Consider the following 15,196-nt stretch of genomic DNA (forward strand, 5'->3'; position numbering starts at 1 on the left):
GGGGCTGTTAACTTCACCGGCGACCTGTTAACCTCACGCATCTGAGCAACGGGATCATGAGGAATGCAATCGCCGATCGTTGATGACGAATTGTGGATACTCATCGAACCATTACTGCCGCCACCGAAACCGCGGCGAACGAAGAACCCAGGACGGTTTCCGGTTCCGAATCGAGCAGCATTAAACGGCATCCTGTTCGTGCTCAAGACCGGTATTCGATGGAACCATCTGCCGACGCAGCTCGGCTTCGGCTCGGGGACGACCTGTTGGCGCCGGCTTCGCGACTGGCACGAGGCCGGCGTGTGGGATCGCCTCCACGAACTGTTGCTCGCCAAACTTCGGGCAGCCGACCAGATCGATTTCTCGCGTGCCGCCGTCGATTCATCATCGGTACGGGCCGTTGGGGCGGGCCAAAAACTGGCCCGAACCCCACCGATCGCGCGCGACCCGGCTCCAAGCATCACATCGTCACCGACGCCAATGGCACACCTCTCGCCGCGATCCTGACTGGCGCGAACGTCAACGATGTTACGCAGTTGCTGCCGCTTATCGACGCAATTCCATCGATTCGCGGCCTACGCGGCCACCCGATTCAACGGCCTCGCGTGGTCTATGCCGATCGCGGCTACGACTCTGAGCGACATCGGCAAGCATTGCGAAATCGCGGTATCGAGCCGGTGATTGCCAAGCGCCGGACCGAACACGGTAGCGGACTCGGCAAGTATCGTTGGGTGGTCGAACGCACGCACTCATGGCTCCACAATTTTCGACGTCTACGCACTCGCTTCGAGCGACGTGCTGACATTCACGAAGCATTTCTCAAACTCGGCTGCTCGCTTGTCTGTTGGAACATCTTCAGGCGTATCGAGCAGCCTTTTTGAACTGGCCTCTTACCGGCTTTCCCCGCTTTCACGATCTGATGCATGGCAACGCGCGTGGCACCGACACGTGCGTCCGCCTGCCGATCGCATCCGCCGGCACGATGCGCGCCGCGCGGCCATCCCGACCCGCACGCCCGCAACGAACGGCCGTGCGTTCACGATCCGAACCCATCGAGAGGGCATCACCATGAGCATGCGGCCTGACCCGACGTTTCATGCTTCACCCGAGCTTGCGATGCAGGCGCCGGCGGAGGAATTTGCCTATACGTTGTTGCTGAGCCCCGATTTTTCCAGACCCGACGCGCTCGCCGTGATCGACGTGAAGCCCGGATCGCCGACCTACGGAAAAATCGTGCATACGGTGACGATGCCGAACACCGGCGACGAGTTTCACCACTTCGGCTGGAATGCGTGCTCGTCGTCGCTGTCGCCGCTGACCGGCCATGCGTTCCTCGAGCGCCGCTTCCTGATCATCCCGGGCCTGCGCTCGTCGCGCATCTACGTGATCGATACGAAGCCGCACCCGACGCAGGCGCGCATCCACAAGATCATCGAGCCCGACGAGATCTTCGCGAAGACCGGCTACTCGCGCCCCCACACCGTGCATTGCGGCCCCGAAGGCATCTACGTGAGCACGCTCGGCGGCGCGGGCAAGGACGGCACCGACGGCGCGCCCGGCATCTTCATCATGGATTGCGAGACGTTCGACGTGCTCGGCCGCTGGGAGATCGACCGCGGCTCGCAGGACAAGCACTACGACTTCTGGTGGAACCTGCCGCGCGACTACATGGTGTCGAGCGAATGGGCGCTGCCGCCGCAGTTCGAGAACGGCATCGTCCCCGAGGACCTGCTCGCGAACAAGTACGGGCACCGGCTGCATTTCTGGGACCTGCGCGCGCGGCGCAACGTGCAGACGATCGATCTCGGCGCGCAGCACCAGATGGCGCTGGAGGTACGGCCCGCGCACGACCCGGCGCGCGAATACGGGTTCGTCGGCGTCGTGGTCGACACGACCAACCTCGAAGGCTCGATCTGGACCTGGTGGCGTGAGGACGGCAAGTTCCATGTGAAGAAGACCGCGACGATTCCCGCCGAGCCGGCCACGGCCGATGAGCTGCCGCCGCTGCTGCAGGGATTCGGCGTGGTGCCGCCGCTCGTGACCGACATCGACCTGTCGCTCGACGACCGCTTCCTGTACGTGTCGTGCTGGGGCACCGGCGAGATGCGCCAGTACGACGTGTCGGATCCGCACAATCCGGTGCTCGCGGGGTCGGTACGCATCGGCGGCGTCGCGCGCCGTGCGCCGCACACGAACGGCCGCCGGTTCGCAGGCGGCCCGCAGATGGTCGAGATCAGCCGCGACGGCCGGCGCGTGTACTGGACCAATTCGCTGTATTCGACGTGGGACGACCAGTTCTATCCGGACGGCGTGCCGGGCGCGCAGGTGCTCGCGCATGCGGGGCCGGACGGCGGGCTGACGCTCGCCGACGACTACTGGGTCGAATTCCCCGACGGCTATCGCGCGCACCAGATCCGGCTCGAAGGCGGCGACTGCTCGACCGACTCGTTCTGCTATCCGTCGGTCAGGCGTTGAACGCCGGCCTGCACGCGCAGGTCGCCCTGTGGGCGGCCGTGCTCGCGAGCGGCGTCTATCACGGGCTCAATCCCGCGATGGGCTGGCCGCTCGCGGTATCGAACGCGCTGATGACGCGCCGCGGCACCGCGCTCGTCGCGGCGCTCGGCTATCTCGCGCTCGGCCATGCGCTCGCGGTCTTCGCGGTGATGCTGCCGTTCGGGCTGCTCGCCGCGCTGCTCGCGTGGCAGTCGGCGATCCGGATCGGCGCGAGCGCGCTCGTGATCGGCTTCGGCGCCGTGCTGCTGATCCGGCGCCGGCACCCGCGCGCGCTCGCGCGAATCCCGCCGGCGCGGCTCGGCCTGTGGTCGTTCGCGATCGCGATCGCGCACGGCGCGGGGCTGATGCTGGTGCCGGTCTACCTCGGGCTGTGCGGCCTCGACCGCGATGCGGGCCACCGCGCCGCGACCGTGCTCGTCGATGCGCATCTCGGGATGGCACTCGTCGTCGCGGCCGTGCACGCGGCCGCGATGATCGCCGCGGGCGGCGGGCTCGCATGGCTCGTGTACCGCTATCTCGGGCTGAAGTTCGTGTCGCGGAGCTGGTTCAATCTCGATGCCGTGTGGGCATCGAGCCTGATCGTGACGGGCGCGCTGTCGCTCGGACTGGCGGCGGCGCGATAGCTCGGGAGCGACGGCCGGCAGGATGCGCCGGCGCGGCACCCGAACGGGCACGACGGCCAGGCCGCCCACCCGCGGCAGCGCATCCCGCCGCGCGACGCAGTGTTCGCTATGCCACCCTGCCCCCGCGATGCGCCGTCCGGCCGGGCCCGCCAGCCCCGATTCCGCTAAAATCGGGCCATGCGCACCCCTTCCCAATCGACCGCCTTGTCGCCTTTCGTCCGCCGTGCCCGCGCCACCCGCGTCGCGCCGCGCCTGCCTGTCTCGTTCCGGATGGTGGCCCGATGAGCCGCGCCAACCCGCCGGATTTCGACGCGACCGCCTTCCGGCAGGCACTCGGCCAGTTCGCGACGGGCGTGACGGTGATCACGACGCGCGCACCGTCCGGGCAGCTGATCGGCATCACCGCGAGCTCGTTCAACTCGGTTTCGCTCGATCCGCCGCTGGTGCTGTGGAGTCTCGCGCACAAATCGGCGTCGACGCCCGTGTTCCGCGGCAACAGTCATTACGTGGTGAACGTGCTCGCGGCGTCGCAGCTCGACCTGTGCAAGCGCTTCTCGACCTACAAGGGCGACCGCTTCGAAGGGATCGCGCATGCGGCCGGCAACTCGGGGATGCCGGTGCTCGACGGCGCGCTCGCGTGGTTCGAATGTCACAACCGCAGCCGCTACGACGAAGGCGACCACGTAATCTTCGTCGGCGAAGTCGAACGCTGCGGCGTGCGTGCGGTATCGGACGCGACCCCGCCGCTGGTGTTCCACGGCGGCGGCTTCCACGGCCTCACACCGCTTTGATCGCCCCCGTGCGCGCCAGCCCGACCGGCGCGCCGGCTTCATCCTTCAGCGTCTGCAGCACGATGTTCGAACGGATGTCCATCACGCCCGGCGCCTTGTAGAGCCGGTTCAGCACGAAATCCGAATAGTGCTTGAGGTTGTGCGCGAGCACGCGCAGCAGATAGTGGCTCTCGCCGGTCACGACGAACGCGCCGACCACCTCCGGCCATTCGCGCAGCGCTTCCGCGAAGCGCTCGTGCCATTGATTCTCTTCGTTGCGCATCGACACCTGTACGAACGCCTCGAGCTCGAAGCCGAGCTTCTCGCGGCTCAGGCACGCGCGATAGTGCTCGATCACGCCCTGCTCCTCGAGCAGGCGCATGCGGCGCAGGCAGGCGGACGGCGAAAGCGAAATGCGTTCCGCCAGGTCGAGATTGCTGATTCTGCCCTCCTCCTGCAGTACCGCCAGAATCCGGCAGTCGGTGGCATCGAGCGTGATCGCGTGCACTTTTGGTCCCCGTTTTCCCTCTCAGTCGAATTATCTGCCAATCCGGCGGATTGTCCATGTTTATTTCGCAAGCACTTTCTGCGAGCGTCCACCTATCATTCGAAGCATCGACTCACCGATTCGTCATGCCATGGACACCCTCTGGGACATCTCGCCGCCTGTCAGCCCCGCCACGCCCGTGTGGCCGGGCGATACGCCGGTTTCCGTCGAACGCGTGTGGCGGATGGAGGCCGGCTCGCCGGTCAACGTCGCGCGCGTGACGCTGTCGCCCCACACCGGCGCGCACTGCGATGCGCCGCTGCATTACGACGCCGACGGCGCGCCGATCGGCGCCGTGCCGCTCGACACCTATCTCGGCCCGTGCCGCGTGATCCATTGCATCGGCGCATCGCCGGTCGTGCAGCCGGCCGACATCGCGGCCGCGCTCGACGGCGTGCCGCCGCGCGTGCTGCTGCGCACCTGTGCGCGCGCCAGCGTCGAGCAGTGGAACAGCGATTTCTGCGCGGTCGCGCCCGCGGCCGTCGACCTGCTCGCCGCCCGCGGCGTGAAGCTGATCGGCATCGATACGCCGTCGCTCGATCCGCAGGAATCGAAGACGATGGACGCGCATCACCGCGTGCGCGCGCACCGGATGGCGATCCTCGAAGGCATCGTGCTCGACGACGTGCCGCCCGGCGACTACGAACTGATCGCGCTGCCGCTGAAATTCGCGACGCTCGACGCGAGCCCCGTGCGCGCGGTGCTGCGCGCGCTGCCCGCGCATGCTTCCTGATTACCCCGACCCACGACCCCACATCATGATCAAGACCCGTGAAGACGCGCTCGCGCTCGACCGCGACGACCCGCTTGCCCCGCTGCGCGACCAGTTCTCGCTGCCCGACGGCGTGATCTACCTCGACGGCAACTCGCTCGGCGCGCAGCCCCGCACGTCGGCCGCGCGTGCGCAGCAGGTGATCGGCGCCGAATGGGGCGAAGGCCTGATCCGCAGCTGGAACACGGCCGGCTGGTTCGCGCTGCCGCGCCGTCTCGGCGACAAGCTCGCGACGCTGATCGGCGGCGCGCCCGGCGAAACGGTCGTCACCGATACCATCTCGATCAACCTGTTCAAGCTGCTGTCGGCGATGCTGCGCCACCAGGCCGGGCGCGCGCCCGAACGCCGCGTGATCGTGTCGGAGCGCTCGAACTTCCCGACCGACCTGTATATCGCGCAGGGGCTGATCGAACAGCTCGGCGGCGCTTACGAGCTGCGCCTGATCGACGATCCGGCCGACCTGCCCGCCGCGCTCGGCGCGGACACGGCCGTCGCGATGATCACGCACGTGAACTACCGCACCGGCTACATGCACGACATGCCGGCCGTCACGCAGCTCGTGCACGACGCGGGCGCGCTGATGCTGTGGGATCTCGCGCACTCGGCCGGCGCGGTGCCGGTCGACCTGAACGGCGCGCGCGCGGACGGCGCGGTCGGCTGCACGTACAAGTACCTGAACGGCGGCCCGGGCTCGCCCGCGTTCGTGTGGGTGCCGCAGCGCCATCACGCGCATTTCTCGCAGCCGCTGTCCGGCTGGTGGGGCCACCGCGCGCCGTTCGCGATGCAGCCGGGCTTCGCGCCCGATCCGGGCATCGCGCGCTTCCTGTGCGGCACGCAGCCGATCGTGTCGATGTCGATGGTCGAATGCGGGCTCGACGTGTTCCTGCAGACCGACATGCAGGCGATCCGCCGCAAGTCGCTCGCGCTGACCGATGCGTTCATCGCGCTCGTCGAAGCACGCTGCGCGGGCTTGTCGCTGAAGCTCGTCACGCCGCGCGCGCATCACCAGCGCGGCTCGCAGGCGAGCTTCGAACATCCGCACGGCTACGAAGTGATGCAGGCGCTGATCGCGCGCGGCGTGATCGGCGACTACCGCGAGCCGTACGTGCTGCGCTTCGGCTTCACGCCGCTCTATACGCGCTTCGCCGACGTGTGGGACGCCGTCGAAACGCTGCGCGACATCCTCGCCACCGACGCGTGGAAGGCGCCCGAGTTCGCCGAACGCGGCGCGGTGACCTGACCGTCATTACCCGGCGCGCGCCGCGCGTTCGTCATTCAAATCTGGAGAGAGTCGTGAATTCTGGTCATATGCAGCCACCCGGGGGCGATGCGCCGGCGGGTTGCCCGTTCTCGGGCGCACGCGCCCCCCAACCGGCACCGGCCGCGCACGAAGCGCCGCACGTGCCCGGCGATGCCGGCTGGCACAACGCGCAACTCGATTTCTCGAAGTCGATGAGCTATGGCGACTACCTGTCGCTGAATTCGATCCTCGATGCGCAACATCCGCTGTCGCCCGATCACAACGAGATGCTGTTCATCATCCAGCATCAGACGAGCGAGCTGTGGATGAAGCTCGCGCTGTTCGAGCTGCGCGGCGCGCTCGACGCGGTGCGCACCGACGCGCTGCCGCCCGCGTTCAAGATGCTCGCGCGCGTGTCGCGCATCCTCGAGCAACTGGTGCAGGCGTGGAACGTGCTGTCGACGATGACGCCGTCCGAATACTCGGCGATGCGCCCGTACCTCGGCCAGTCGTCGGGCTTCCAGTCGTACCAGTATCGCCAGCTCGAATTTCTGCTCGGCAACAAGAACGCGCAGATGCTGCAGCCGCATGCGCACCGGCCCGACCTCCTCGAACAGGTGCGCGCGACGCTCGAAGCGCCGTCGTTCTACGACGAAGTCGTGCGCCTGCTCGCGCGGCGCGGGTTCCCGATCGCGGCGCAACGGCTCGATCGCGACTGGACGCAGCCGACACGGCACGACGAGACGGTCGAAGCCGCATGGCTCGAGGTGTATCGCCACCCGCAGCAGCACTGGGAGCTGTACGAGATGGCCGAGGAACTCGTCGATCTCGAGGATGCGTTCCGCCAGTGGCGCTTCCGTCACGTGACGACGGTCGAGCGCATCATCGGCTTCAAGCAGGGCACGGGCGGCACGAGCGGCGCGCCGTACCTGCGCAAGATGCTCGACGTCGTGCTGTTCCCCGAACTCTGGCACGTGCGCACCACGCTGTAACGCCCGTCATGCGCCCGCCGTCACGACGACGTGCGGGCCGCCCCCCTGCCTTCATGCGGCCGCACGCCGCCGACACCGCTTTCCCATCCGGCCCTTTGCGCGCGCGGCTCCCGCGCCGTGCCCGAGCCGCCGCAGTGCACCATCGAAATGCCGTTTCCCCGCCTTGACTTTCGCTCGCCCGAATACGATCATTCGCTCACATAAAGAGCAAATGATCGTATTCGACTGAGAAGACTGGCACGAACAGGAGACAACGGATGAGCGAATCGCCCTCCGCCCGCGCGCCCGTGCTGCTGCACATCGGCGCTGGCTCGTTTCACCGCGCGCACCAGGCGTGGTATCTGCATCGCGTGAACGCGGCCGTCCCGGCCGACGAACGCTGGTCGCTGACCGTCGGCAACATCCGCGACGACATGCGCGCGACGATGGACGCGCTCGCCGCACAGCACGGCGCCTACACGCTCGAAACCGTCACGCCGCAAGGCGAGCGCGCGTACGAGACGATCCGCGCGATCACGCGCGTGCTGCCGTGGTCGATCGACCTCGCCGCGCTGGTCGACGCCGGCGCCGATCCGGCCTGCCGGATCGTGTCGTTCACCGTCACCGAAGGCGGCTACTACCTCGACGAACACAACCGGCTCGACGTCGCGAACGCCGATCTGGCGGCCGACCTGCAGGGCGCGCGCACGACGCTGTACGGCGCGCTCGCGACGCTGCTCGCCGAACGCGTGAAGCGCGGCGCGGGCCCGCTCACGCTGCAGAGCTGCGACAACCTGCGCAACAACGGCGCGCGCTTTCGCGCGGGGATGCGCGAATTTCTCGAACGGCGCGGCGAAACGGCCCTTCTCGCGTGGTTCGACGCGCACGTCGCGACGCCGAGCGCGATGGTCGACCGCATCACGCCGCGCCCGACCGCCGACGTGCGCGAACGCGTGCGCGCGGCCACCGGCATCGACGATGCGTGCCCGGTGATGGGCGAATCGTTCATCCAGTGGGTGATCGAGGACCGCTTCGCGGCCGGCCGGCCGCGCTGGGAACTGGCCGGCGCCGAACTCGTCGACGATGTGCACCCGTACGAGGAAGCGAAGATCCGCATCCTCAACGCGACGCACAGCTGCATCGCGTGGGCCGGCACGCTCGCGGGCTACACCTACATTCACGAAGGCACGCACGACGCGGCGATCCGCCGCTTCGCGCACGACTACGTGACGCAGGACGTGATCCCGTGCCTGAGCCCGAGCCCGCTCGATCTCGCGCGCTACCGCGACGTCGTGCTCGAACGCTTCGGCAACCCGTACGTGCTCGACACCAACCAGCGCGTCGCGGCCGACGGCTTCTCGAAGATCCCCGGCTTCATCGCGCCGACGCTCGTCGAATCGTTCGCACGCGGCGCGGCGCCGGTGGCCACCGCGGTGCTGCCCGCGTTGTTCCTGCGCTTTCTCGAACGCTGGGCGCGCGGCCTGCTGCCGTATGCGTACCAGGACGGCGTGATGGACGACGGCGCCGCGCGGGCGATCGCCGAAGCCGACGACCCGGTCGTCGCGCTGGGCGCGAGCCGCGCGCTGTGGGGCTCGCTCGCCGGCAACGCGGCGCTGTTCGAGGCACTGCGCGGCGCGCTCGCGCGGGTCGACGCATGGCTGGCGCAGCGCTGACGCGCATCCGGGCGAACCTGCCTTGGCACGTGCGCTGCCGCGCGGCTAAAGTAGCGACTCCCCACTGACGGAACGGATCGCTCATGTATCTCGGCATCGACCTCGGCACCTCGGAAGTGAAGGTATTGCTGCTGGCCCCCGACGGCACGGTCGTCGGCACGGCCGGCACGCCGTTCACCGTGTCGCGGCCGCATCCGCGCTGGGCGGAACAGCATCCTGACGACTGGTGGCAAGGCACGCTCGCCGCGCTCGCCACGTTGCGCGAGCGGCACCCGCACGCGTTCGCGCAGGTGCGCGGCATCGGCCTGTCGGGGCAGATGCACGGCGCCGTGCTGCTCGGCCGCGACGATCGCGTGCTGCGCCCGGCGATCCTGTGGAACGACATGCGCAGCGCCGACGAATGCGCGCTGCTCACCGAGCGCGCGCCCGATCTCCATGCACTGGCCGGCAATCTCGCGATGCCGGGCTTCACCGCACCGAAACTGCTGTGGGTCGCGAAGCACGAACCCGACGTGTTCGCCGCCACCGCGTGCGTGCTGATGCCGAAGGACTACCTGCGGTTCCGGATGACCGGCGCGAAAGTGTCCGACCCGTCGGACGCGGCCGGCACGCTGTGGCTCGACGTCGCGCGCCGCGACTGGTCCGACGCATTGCTCGCCGCCTGCGACATGACGCGCGACCAGATGCCGCGCATCGTCGAGGGCAACGCGCCGTCCGGCACGCTGCGCGCGGACGTCGCACGCACGCTCGGGCTGTCGGAGGCTGTCGTGGTCGCGGGCGGCGGCGGCGACAACGCGACGAGCGCGCTCGGCATCGGCGCGATCCACGCGGGCGACGGCTTCGTGTCGCTCGGCACGTCGGGCGTACTGAGCGTGGTCGGCGACCGTTTCATGCCGAACCCCGCGTCCGCCGTCCATGCGTTCTGCCACGCGATTCCCGATCGCTGGCAATTGATGAGCGTCGTGCTGTCGGCCGCGAGCTGCCTGCGCTGGGTCTGCAAGCTGACGGGCACCGACGAGCCCGCGCTGCTCGCCGAAGTCGAAGCGCTCGACGCCGACGCGCTCGCGACGGCGCCGCTGTTCCTGCCCTACCTGTCCGGCGAACGCACGCCGCACAACGACCCGTATGCGCAGGGCGTGTTCTTCGGCATGACGCATGCGACCGAGCGCGCGCATCTCGGCTACGCGGTGCTCGAAGGCGTGACGCTCGGCCTCGCCGACGGCCTGGACGCATTGCATGCGGCCGGCGTCGAAACCGACCAGCTGTCGCTGATCGGCGGCGGCGCGCGCAGCGCGTTCTGGGCGCAATTGCTCGCCGACGCGCTGAACGTGCGCACGCGCCAGATCGGCGGCGGCGAAACGGGCGCGGCGCTCGGTGCGGCGCGGCTCGGCTGGCTGGCCGTCGGCGGCGATCCGCACACGGTGCTGACCAAGCCGCCGGTGCGTGCCGAATACGCGCCGGACGCCGCCCGCCATGCACGGCTGCGCGAACGCCTCGACGCATTCCGCTCGCTGTACCGTCACGTGCAACCGCTGTACGAACCGTCGCGCACGCGGCTCGCGTAGGCGCGACCGCGGGGCGGCGCACGACATGCGTTACAGTGGACGCCGTCGTGCGGCCTGCCGGCCGGCCCGCGGGGCGGCCCCCTGATCCAAACCGAATCGCTATCGTGTCCAAGTCCTCAGAAAAACTCGATCTCGCCACCCGTGCCGCGTGGCTCTACTACGTCGCGGGCGACACGCAGAACGAAATCGCCGAGAAGCTGCAGGTCTCGCGCCCGGTCGCGCAGCGCCTCGTCGCGTTCGCGGTCGAGAAGAACCTGATCCGCGTGCGCGTCGATCACCGGCTCGCCGACTGCCTCGATCTCGGCGCGCAGCTGTCGAAACGCTACGGCCTCGCGATGTGCGAAGTCGTGCCCGTCGATGCCGATGCGCCCGACGCGATCGACCGCAAGCTCGCGGTCGCCGGCGCGCAGGTAATGGAGCGCTACCTGAACGAAACGCGGCCGATGGTGATCGCGGTCAGCAGCGGCCGCACGCTAAAGGCCGCGGTCGCGCAGATCGCGCAGATCGACCGCCCGCAGCACCGGCTCGTGTCGATGGTCGGCGCGATCGCGGCCGACGGTTCGTCGAACCGCTACGACGTCGCGCAGTACATCTCCGAGAAAACCGGCAGCAAGCATTTCCTGCTGCCCGCGCCACTGTTCGCCGACAGCGACGCCGAGCGCGCGCAGTGGTGCAATCACCGGCTGTACCGGATCGTCGAGGCGCTGTCGGGCCAGGCCGACGTCGCGTTCGTCGGGATCGGCAACATCGGGCCGCACTGCCCGCTCTACGAAGACGGCTTCATCACCGAACAGGAACGCGACGAGATGACCGCGCTCGGCGCGGTGGCCGAGCTGCTCGGCGTGCCGATCGACGCGCAGGGTACGCAGATCACGGTGTCGACCAGCGCGCGCGTGACGAGCGTCGCGCTCGCGACGCCGCCGAAGCTGCCGACGATCGCGTTCGCCGGCGGCCCGAAGAAACATGACGCGGTGATCGCCGCGCTGCGCGGCGGCTGGCTGTCGGGGCTCGTCACCGACGAAACCTGCGCGCGCGCCGCGCTCGCCGCGAAGGCGGCCTGACGCCGCCGGTGCCGCCCGCTCAGGCCGCGCGCGGCGCCGGGAACGCGTGCCGGCGCGCGCGCCACGCGCCGATCCACGCGGCCGCCAGCAGCGCGACGAGCACCCACGGAATCGCGCCGGCGCCCGTCGCGCCGAGCAGCATCCCGCCCGCGATGCCGCCGCCGGCGATCGCGAGGTTCCACACCGTCACGAGCATCGACTGCGCGACGTCGGCCGATTCCCCCGCCGCGTTCGCGGCGGCCGTCTGGAACAGCGTCGGCGCGCCGCCGAACGCGAGCCCCCACAGCGCGACGCCCGCATAGACGATCGCCATCCCGGACCCGGCGCCGAGCATCAGCGCCGCGAGCGCGAACAGCGCGATGCTGGCGAGCGTCAGCCGTCGTTGCGCGGCGCCGATCCATGCGCCCGTCAGCGCGATGCCCGCCAGCGACGCGAGGCCGAACACGAACAGCACCACATCGACCTGCGTGCCCATCCGCACCCCTGCCAGGAACGGCGCGACATACGTGTACAGCATGTTGTGCGCGAGCACGTACGCGAACATCACGGTCAGCACCGGCCGCACGCCGGGCAGCATCATCACGCCAAGCACGGGCTCGCGCACGCCGGCGGGCTGCCCCGCGTAATCGGGCACGCGCAGGCGGATCCAGCCGATCAACGCGAGCGCCGCCAGCGTGATCAGCGCGAACGCGACGCGCCAGCCGAGCGCCGCGCCCAGCGCGGTACCGGCCGGAATGCCGACCGACATCGCGACCGGCGCGCCGAGCATCGCCACCGCGATCGCACGGCCGCGCAGCGACGCATCGACCATCCGGCTCGCGTAGCCGGCCAGCAGCGCCCACAGCAGCCCCGCCGCCATGCCGGCGACGAAGCGCGCCACGAGCGTGAGCGCGTAGTACGGCGACACGGCCGTCAGCGCGTTCGACACGACGAAGCCGGCGAGCGCCGCGAGCAGCAGGCGGCGCCGGCGCATCGCGCGCGTCGCGGCGACAAGCGGGATCGCCGCGACGATCGAGCCGAGCGCATACACGGTCACGAGCTGGCCGATCAGCGCCTCGGGCACGCGCAGGTCGGCGCTCATCAACGGCAGCAGGCCGGCCGGCAGCGCTTCGGTGAGGACCGTGATGAAGGCGGCGGTGGCGAGCGCCAGCAGGTTCGCGACCGGCAGGCGTTCGGCCGCCTGTGCCGGCAGGCCGGCAACGCGGCTGTCCATCGACGGGCAATCGCTCATGACGCGCTCCCGGTTTCGACGCGACGGGCGGTGACAGGCAGGAATGACATGGCGTGACCTCGAACGGTGAAGGAACGCCCATCGTAGGGAGCCGGCGCGGGAAGAAAAACCGGGGTAGAGTTCCGGACAATCCGGACATCGATGTCCGCAATCGGGAACCGGCATGGAAAATCTGGGCGGCTTCGTCGTGTTCGTTCAGGTCGCGGAAACGCGCAGCTTCGTCGCGGCCGGCCGCGCGCTCGGGCTGTCGGCATCGGCGATCGGCAAGCGCATCGCGCGGCTCGAGGCGCGCCTGAACGTGCGGCTCTTTCACCGCAGCACGCGCAGCATCACGCTGACGGCCGAAGGCGCGCGTTTTCTCGAACGGTGCCGGCGCGTGATCGCCGAGCTCGACGCGGCCGAACAGGAACTGACGCACAGTGCCGAAGCGCCGCGCGGGCGGCTGCGCGTGAGCCTGCCGACGATCGGCACGCTGCTGCTGCCGGTGCTCGCCGATTTCATGGCCGCGTATCCGGAGATCGAGCTCGACATCGATTTCAGCGACCGGCTCGTCGACGTCGTCGACGAAGGATTCGACGCGGTGCTGCGCACCGGCCAGCCGTCGGACTCGCGGCTGTCGTCGCGGCTGCTCGGCCATTTCCGCCAGCACCTCGTCGCGTCGCCCGCCTATCTCGACCGGCACGGCACGCCGCGCACGCCGGCCGATCTCGCGCGTCACCGCTGCCTGCACTACCGCTTCCCGAGCAGCGGCCGGCTCCAGACCTGGCCGCTGCGCGTGCCGCGTCACGGCCCGCCGCCCGAGGTGCCGGTCACGATGGTCAGCAACAGCGCGGAAGCGCGCCTGTGCTTCGTGCTGCGTGGGCACGGCATCGCGTGCCTGCCGGAGTTCTTCGTGCACGACGCGCTGGCCGACGGCACGCTGCGCACGGTGCTCGACGAGCACGTCGCGAGCCGCACGCCGTTCCACGTGCTGTGGCCGTCGGGCCGGCACCCGACGCCGAAGCTGCGCGCGTTCGTCGACTACCTGGCCGACCACCTGCGCATCTGAGCGGCGCGGCCGCCGGTCGTCACGCGGCCTTCGCGTGCGCGCTCAGCCGACGGAACGCGTGGCCTTGCTCGTCGAACAGGTGGCAGTGCTCGGCCTGCGCATGCACGCGCAGCGCCTCGCCGGTGCGGTACGTGTCGAGCGGCGGAATCCGCGCGATCAGCCCGTCCGGCGCGGCGGCCGACTCCGCATACAGATAGGCGGCATCGCCGAGCGACTCGACCGCCATCGTCCGCGCGGCCACCCCGTCCGCGGCGGCGTCGACCAGCAGGTGCTCGGGCCGCACGCCGACGGTCACCGCGGCGCCGCGCTGCAGCGCGCTCGCGTCCACCGCCACGCGCTGCGTCTCGCCGCTGTCGAAGCGCACGAGCACGCCGCCCGCGTCGGCCGATTCGACCGTGCCCTTCAGGAAGTTCATCTTCGGCGAGCCGATGAAGCCCGCGACGAACTGGTTCGCCGGCGCGTGATACAACGTGTTCGGCGTGCCGACCTGCTGCACCGCGCCGCCCGACAGCACGACGATCTTGTCCGCGAGCGTCATCGCCTCGACCTGGTCGTGCGTCACGTAGATCATCGTCGTCTTCAGCTCGTCGTGCAGCCGCGCGAATTCCAGCCGCATCTTCACGCGCAAGGCGGCGTCGAGGTTCGACAGCGGTTCGTCGAACAGGAACACCTTGGGCTTGCGCGTGATCGCGCGGCCGATCGCGACGCGCTGCCGCTGGCCGCCCGACAGCTGCTTCGGCTTGCGGTCGAGCAGGTGATCGATGTGCAGGATCTTCGCGGCCTGCTTCACGGCCTGGTCGATCTCGGGCTTCTTCGCGCCCGCGAGCTTCAGGCCGAACGCCATGTTGTCGTACAGCGTCATGTGCGGGTACAGCGCATACGACTGGAACACCATCGCGATGCCGCGCTTCGCGCTCGGCACGTCGTTGACCTTCGCGCCGTCGATCAGCAGGTCGCCGTTCGAAATATCCTCGAGGCCCGCGATCATCCGCATCAGCGTGGATTTGCCGCAGCCGCTCGGCCCGACGAACACGACGAATTCGCCGTCGGCGATGTCGAGGTTGACGTTGCGCAGCACTTCGGTGTCGTCGTAGCGCTTCGCGATGTTGCGCAGGAGCACGCTTGCCATGATCTGTCTCCGTTCGTTCGTGATGCGCCGCCTCGCCGGCGGCGCGCAATCG

General features: G+C 69.4%; 14 protein-coding genes. 11 read left to right on the forward strand and 3 right to left on the reverse strand.

The window, feature by feature from the left end; genetic code table 11:
• The first annotated feature begins 63 nt into the window (after positions 1-63).
• The 4 genes from AC1VVG_RS13710 to AC1VVG_RS13725 all read left to right on the forward strand — a co-directional run bounded on the left by AC1VVG_RS13710 (position 64) and on the right by AC1VVG_RS13725 (position 3,928).
• A protein-coding gene (locus AC1VVG_RS13710) for an IS5 family transposase (RefSeq protein ID WP_175902521.1) occupies positions 64-881 on the forward strand; the annotation gives its coding sequence in 2 pieces (ribosomal slippage) (positions 64-412 and positions 412-881; 819 coding nt in all).
• A 187-nt stretch (positions 882-1,068) separates the two neighbouring features.
• Positions 1,069-2,475: a selenium-binding protein SBP56-related protein gene (locus tag AC1VVG_RS13715; protein WP_482835758.1), complete on the forward strand. Its 1,407-nt coding sequence runs from the start codon at positions 1,069-1,071 to the stop codon at positions 2,473-2,475.
• On the forward strand, positions 2,472-3,137 hold the full coding sequence (locus AC1VVG_RS13720; protein ID WP_482835759.1) for a hypothetical protein: 666 nt from the start codon (positions 2,472-2,474) through the stop codon (positions 3,135-3,137). The genes AC1VVG_RS13715 and AC1VVG_RS13720 overlap by 4 nt, the downstream gene beginning before the upstream one ends.
• A gap of 281 nt (positions 3,138-3,418) precedes the next feature.
• Positions 3,419-3,928, forward strand: coding sequence for a flavin reductase family protein (locus AC1VVG_RS13725; protein WP_034190538.1), 510 nt, complete (start codon positions 3,419-3,421; stop codon positions 3,926-3,928).
• Here AC1VVG_RS13725 and AC1VVG_RS13730 read toward each other — a convergent pair.
• A complete protein-coding gene (locus tag AC1VVG_RS13730; RefSeq protein ID WP_006477992.1) occupies positions 3,915-4,415 on the reverse strand; it encodes an Lrp/AsnC family transcriptional regulator in 501 nt (166 codons plus the stop codon). The genes AC1VVG_RS13725 and AC1VVG_RS13730 overlap by 14 nt on opposite strands.
• Before the next feature lie 130 nt (positions 4,416-4,545).
• Between AC1VVG_RS13730 and kynB the strand changes: the two genes are divergently transcribed.
• The 6 genes from kynB (at position 4,546) to AC1VVG_RS13760 (ending at position 11,736) form a co-directional block, all read left to right on the forward strand.
• A complete protein-coding gene (gene kynB / locus AC1VVG_RS13735) occupies positions 4,546-5,187 on the forward strand; it encodes an arylformamidase (protein ID WP_049029377.1) in 642 nt (213 codons plus the stop codon).
• Between the two features lie 25 nt (positions 5,188-5,212).
• Positions 5,213-6,466 (forward strand): kynureninase, encoded by a 1,254-nt coding sequence (gene kynU, locus AC1VVG_RS13740; RefSeq protein ID WP_482835760.1) that lies wholly within the window; start codon positions 5,213-5,215, stop codon positions 6,464-6,466.
• Positions 6,467-6,534: 68 nt separating this feature from the next.
• Positions 6,535-7,458 (forward strand): tryptophan 2,3-dioxygenase, encoded by a 924-nt coding sequence (kynA, locus tag AC1VVG_RS13745; RefSeq protein ID WP_034190535.1) that lies wholly within the window; start codon positions 6,535-6,537, stop codon positions 7,456-7,458.
• A gap of 257 nt (positions 7,459-7,715) precedes the next feature.
• Positions 7,716-9,110, forward strand: a complete 1,395-nt coding sequence (gene dalD, locus AC1VVG_RS13750) for a D-arabinitol 4-dehydrogenase (protein ID WP_482835761.1) — start codon at positions 7,716-7,718, stop codon at positions 9,108-9,110.
• An 83-nt stretch (positions 9,111-9,193) separates the two neighbouring features.
• Complete coding sequence (gene xylB, locus AC1VVG_RS13755) at positions 9,194-10,675, forward strand: xylulokinase (protein ID WP_367189879.1); 1,482 nt, start codon at positions 9,194-9,196, stop codon at positions 10,673-10,675.
• Between the two features lie 47 nt (positions 10,676-10,722).
• Positions 10,723-11,736 (forward strand): sugar-binding transcriptional regulator, encoded by a 1,014-nt coding sequence (locus tag AC1VVG_RS13760; RefSeq protein ID WP_080287921.1) that lies wholly within the window; start codon positions 10,723-10,725, stop codon positions 11,734-11,736.
• Between the two features lie 19 nt (positions 11,737-11,755).
• On the opposite strand, the gene AC1VVG_RS13765 is transcribed toward AC1VVG_RS13760, so the two are convergent.
• The gene (locus AC1VVG_RS13765; RefSeq protein ID WP_482835762.1) at positions 11,756-12,967 is read right to left on the reverse strand and encodes an MFS transporter; all 1,212 of its coding nucleotides are present in this window, start codon (positions 12,965-12,967) and stop codon (positions 11,756-11,758) included.
• 163 nt (positions 12,968-13,130) lie between these two features.
• Here AC1VVG_RS13765 and AC1VVG_RS13770 point away from each other — a divergent pair, with 163 nt between their 5' ends.
• Entirely contained in the window at positions 13,131-14,015 is an 885-nt protein-coding gene (locus tag AC1VVG_RS13770; protein WP_301742173.1) for a LysR family transcriptional regulator, read from the forward strand.
• A gap of 19 nt (positions 14,016-14,034) precedes the next feature.
• Here the strand turns inward: AC1VVG_RS13770 and AC1VVG_RS13775 are convergent, their stop codons facing one another.
• Complete coding sequence (locus tag AC1VVG_RS13775; protein WP_034190529.1) at positions 14,035-15,144, reverse strand: ABC transporter ATP-binding protein; 1,110 nt, start codon at positions 15,142-15,144, stop codon at positions 14,035-14,037.
• Positions 15,145-15,196: the final 52 nt, after the last annotated feature.

The organism is Burkholderia sp. L-4, assembly GCF_056856535.1.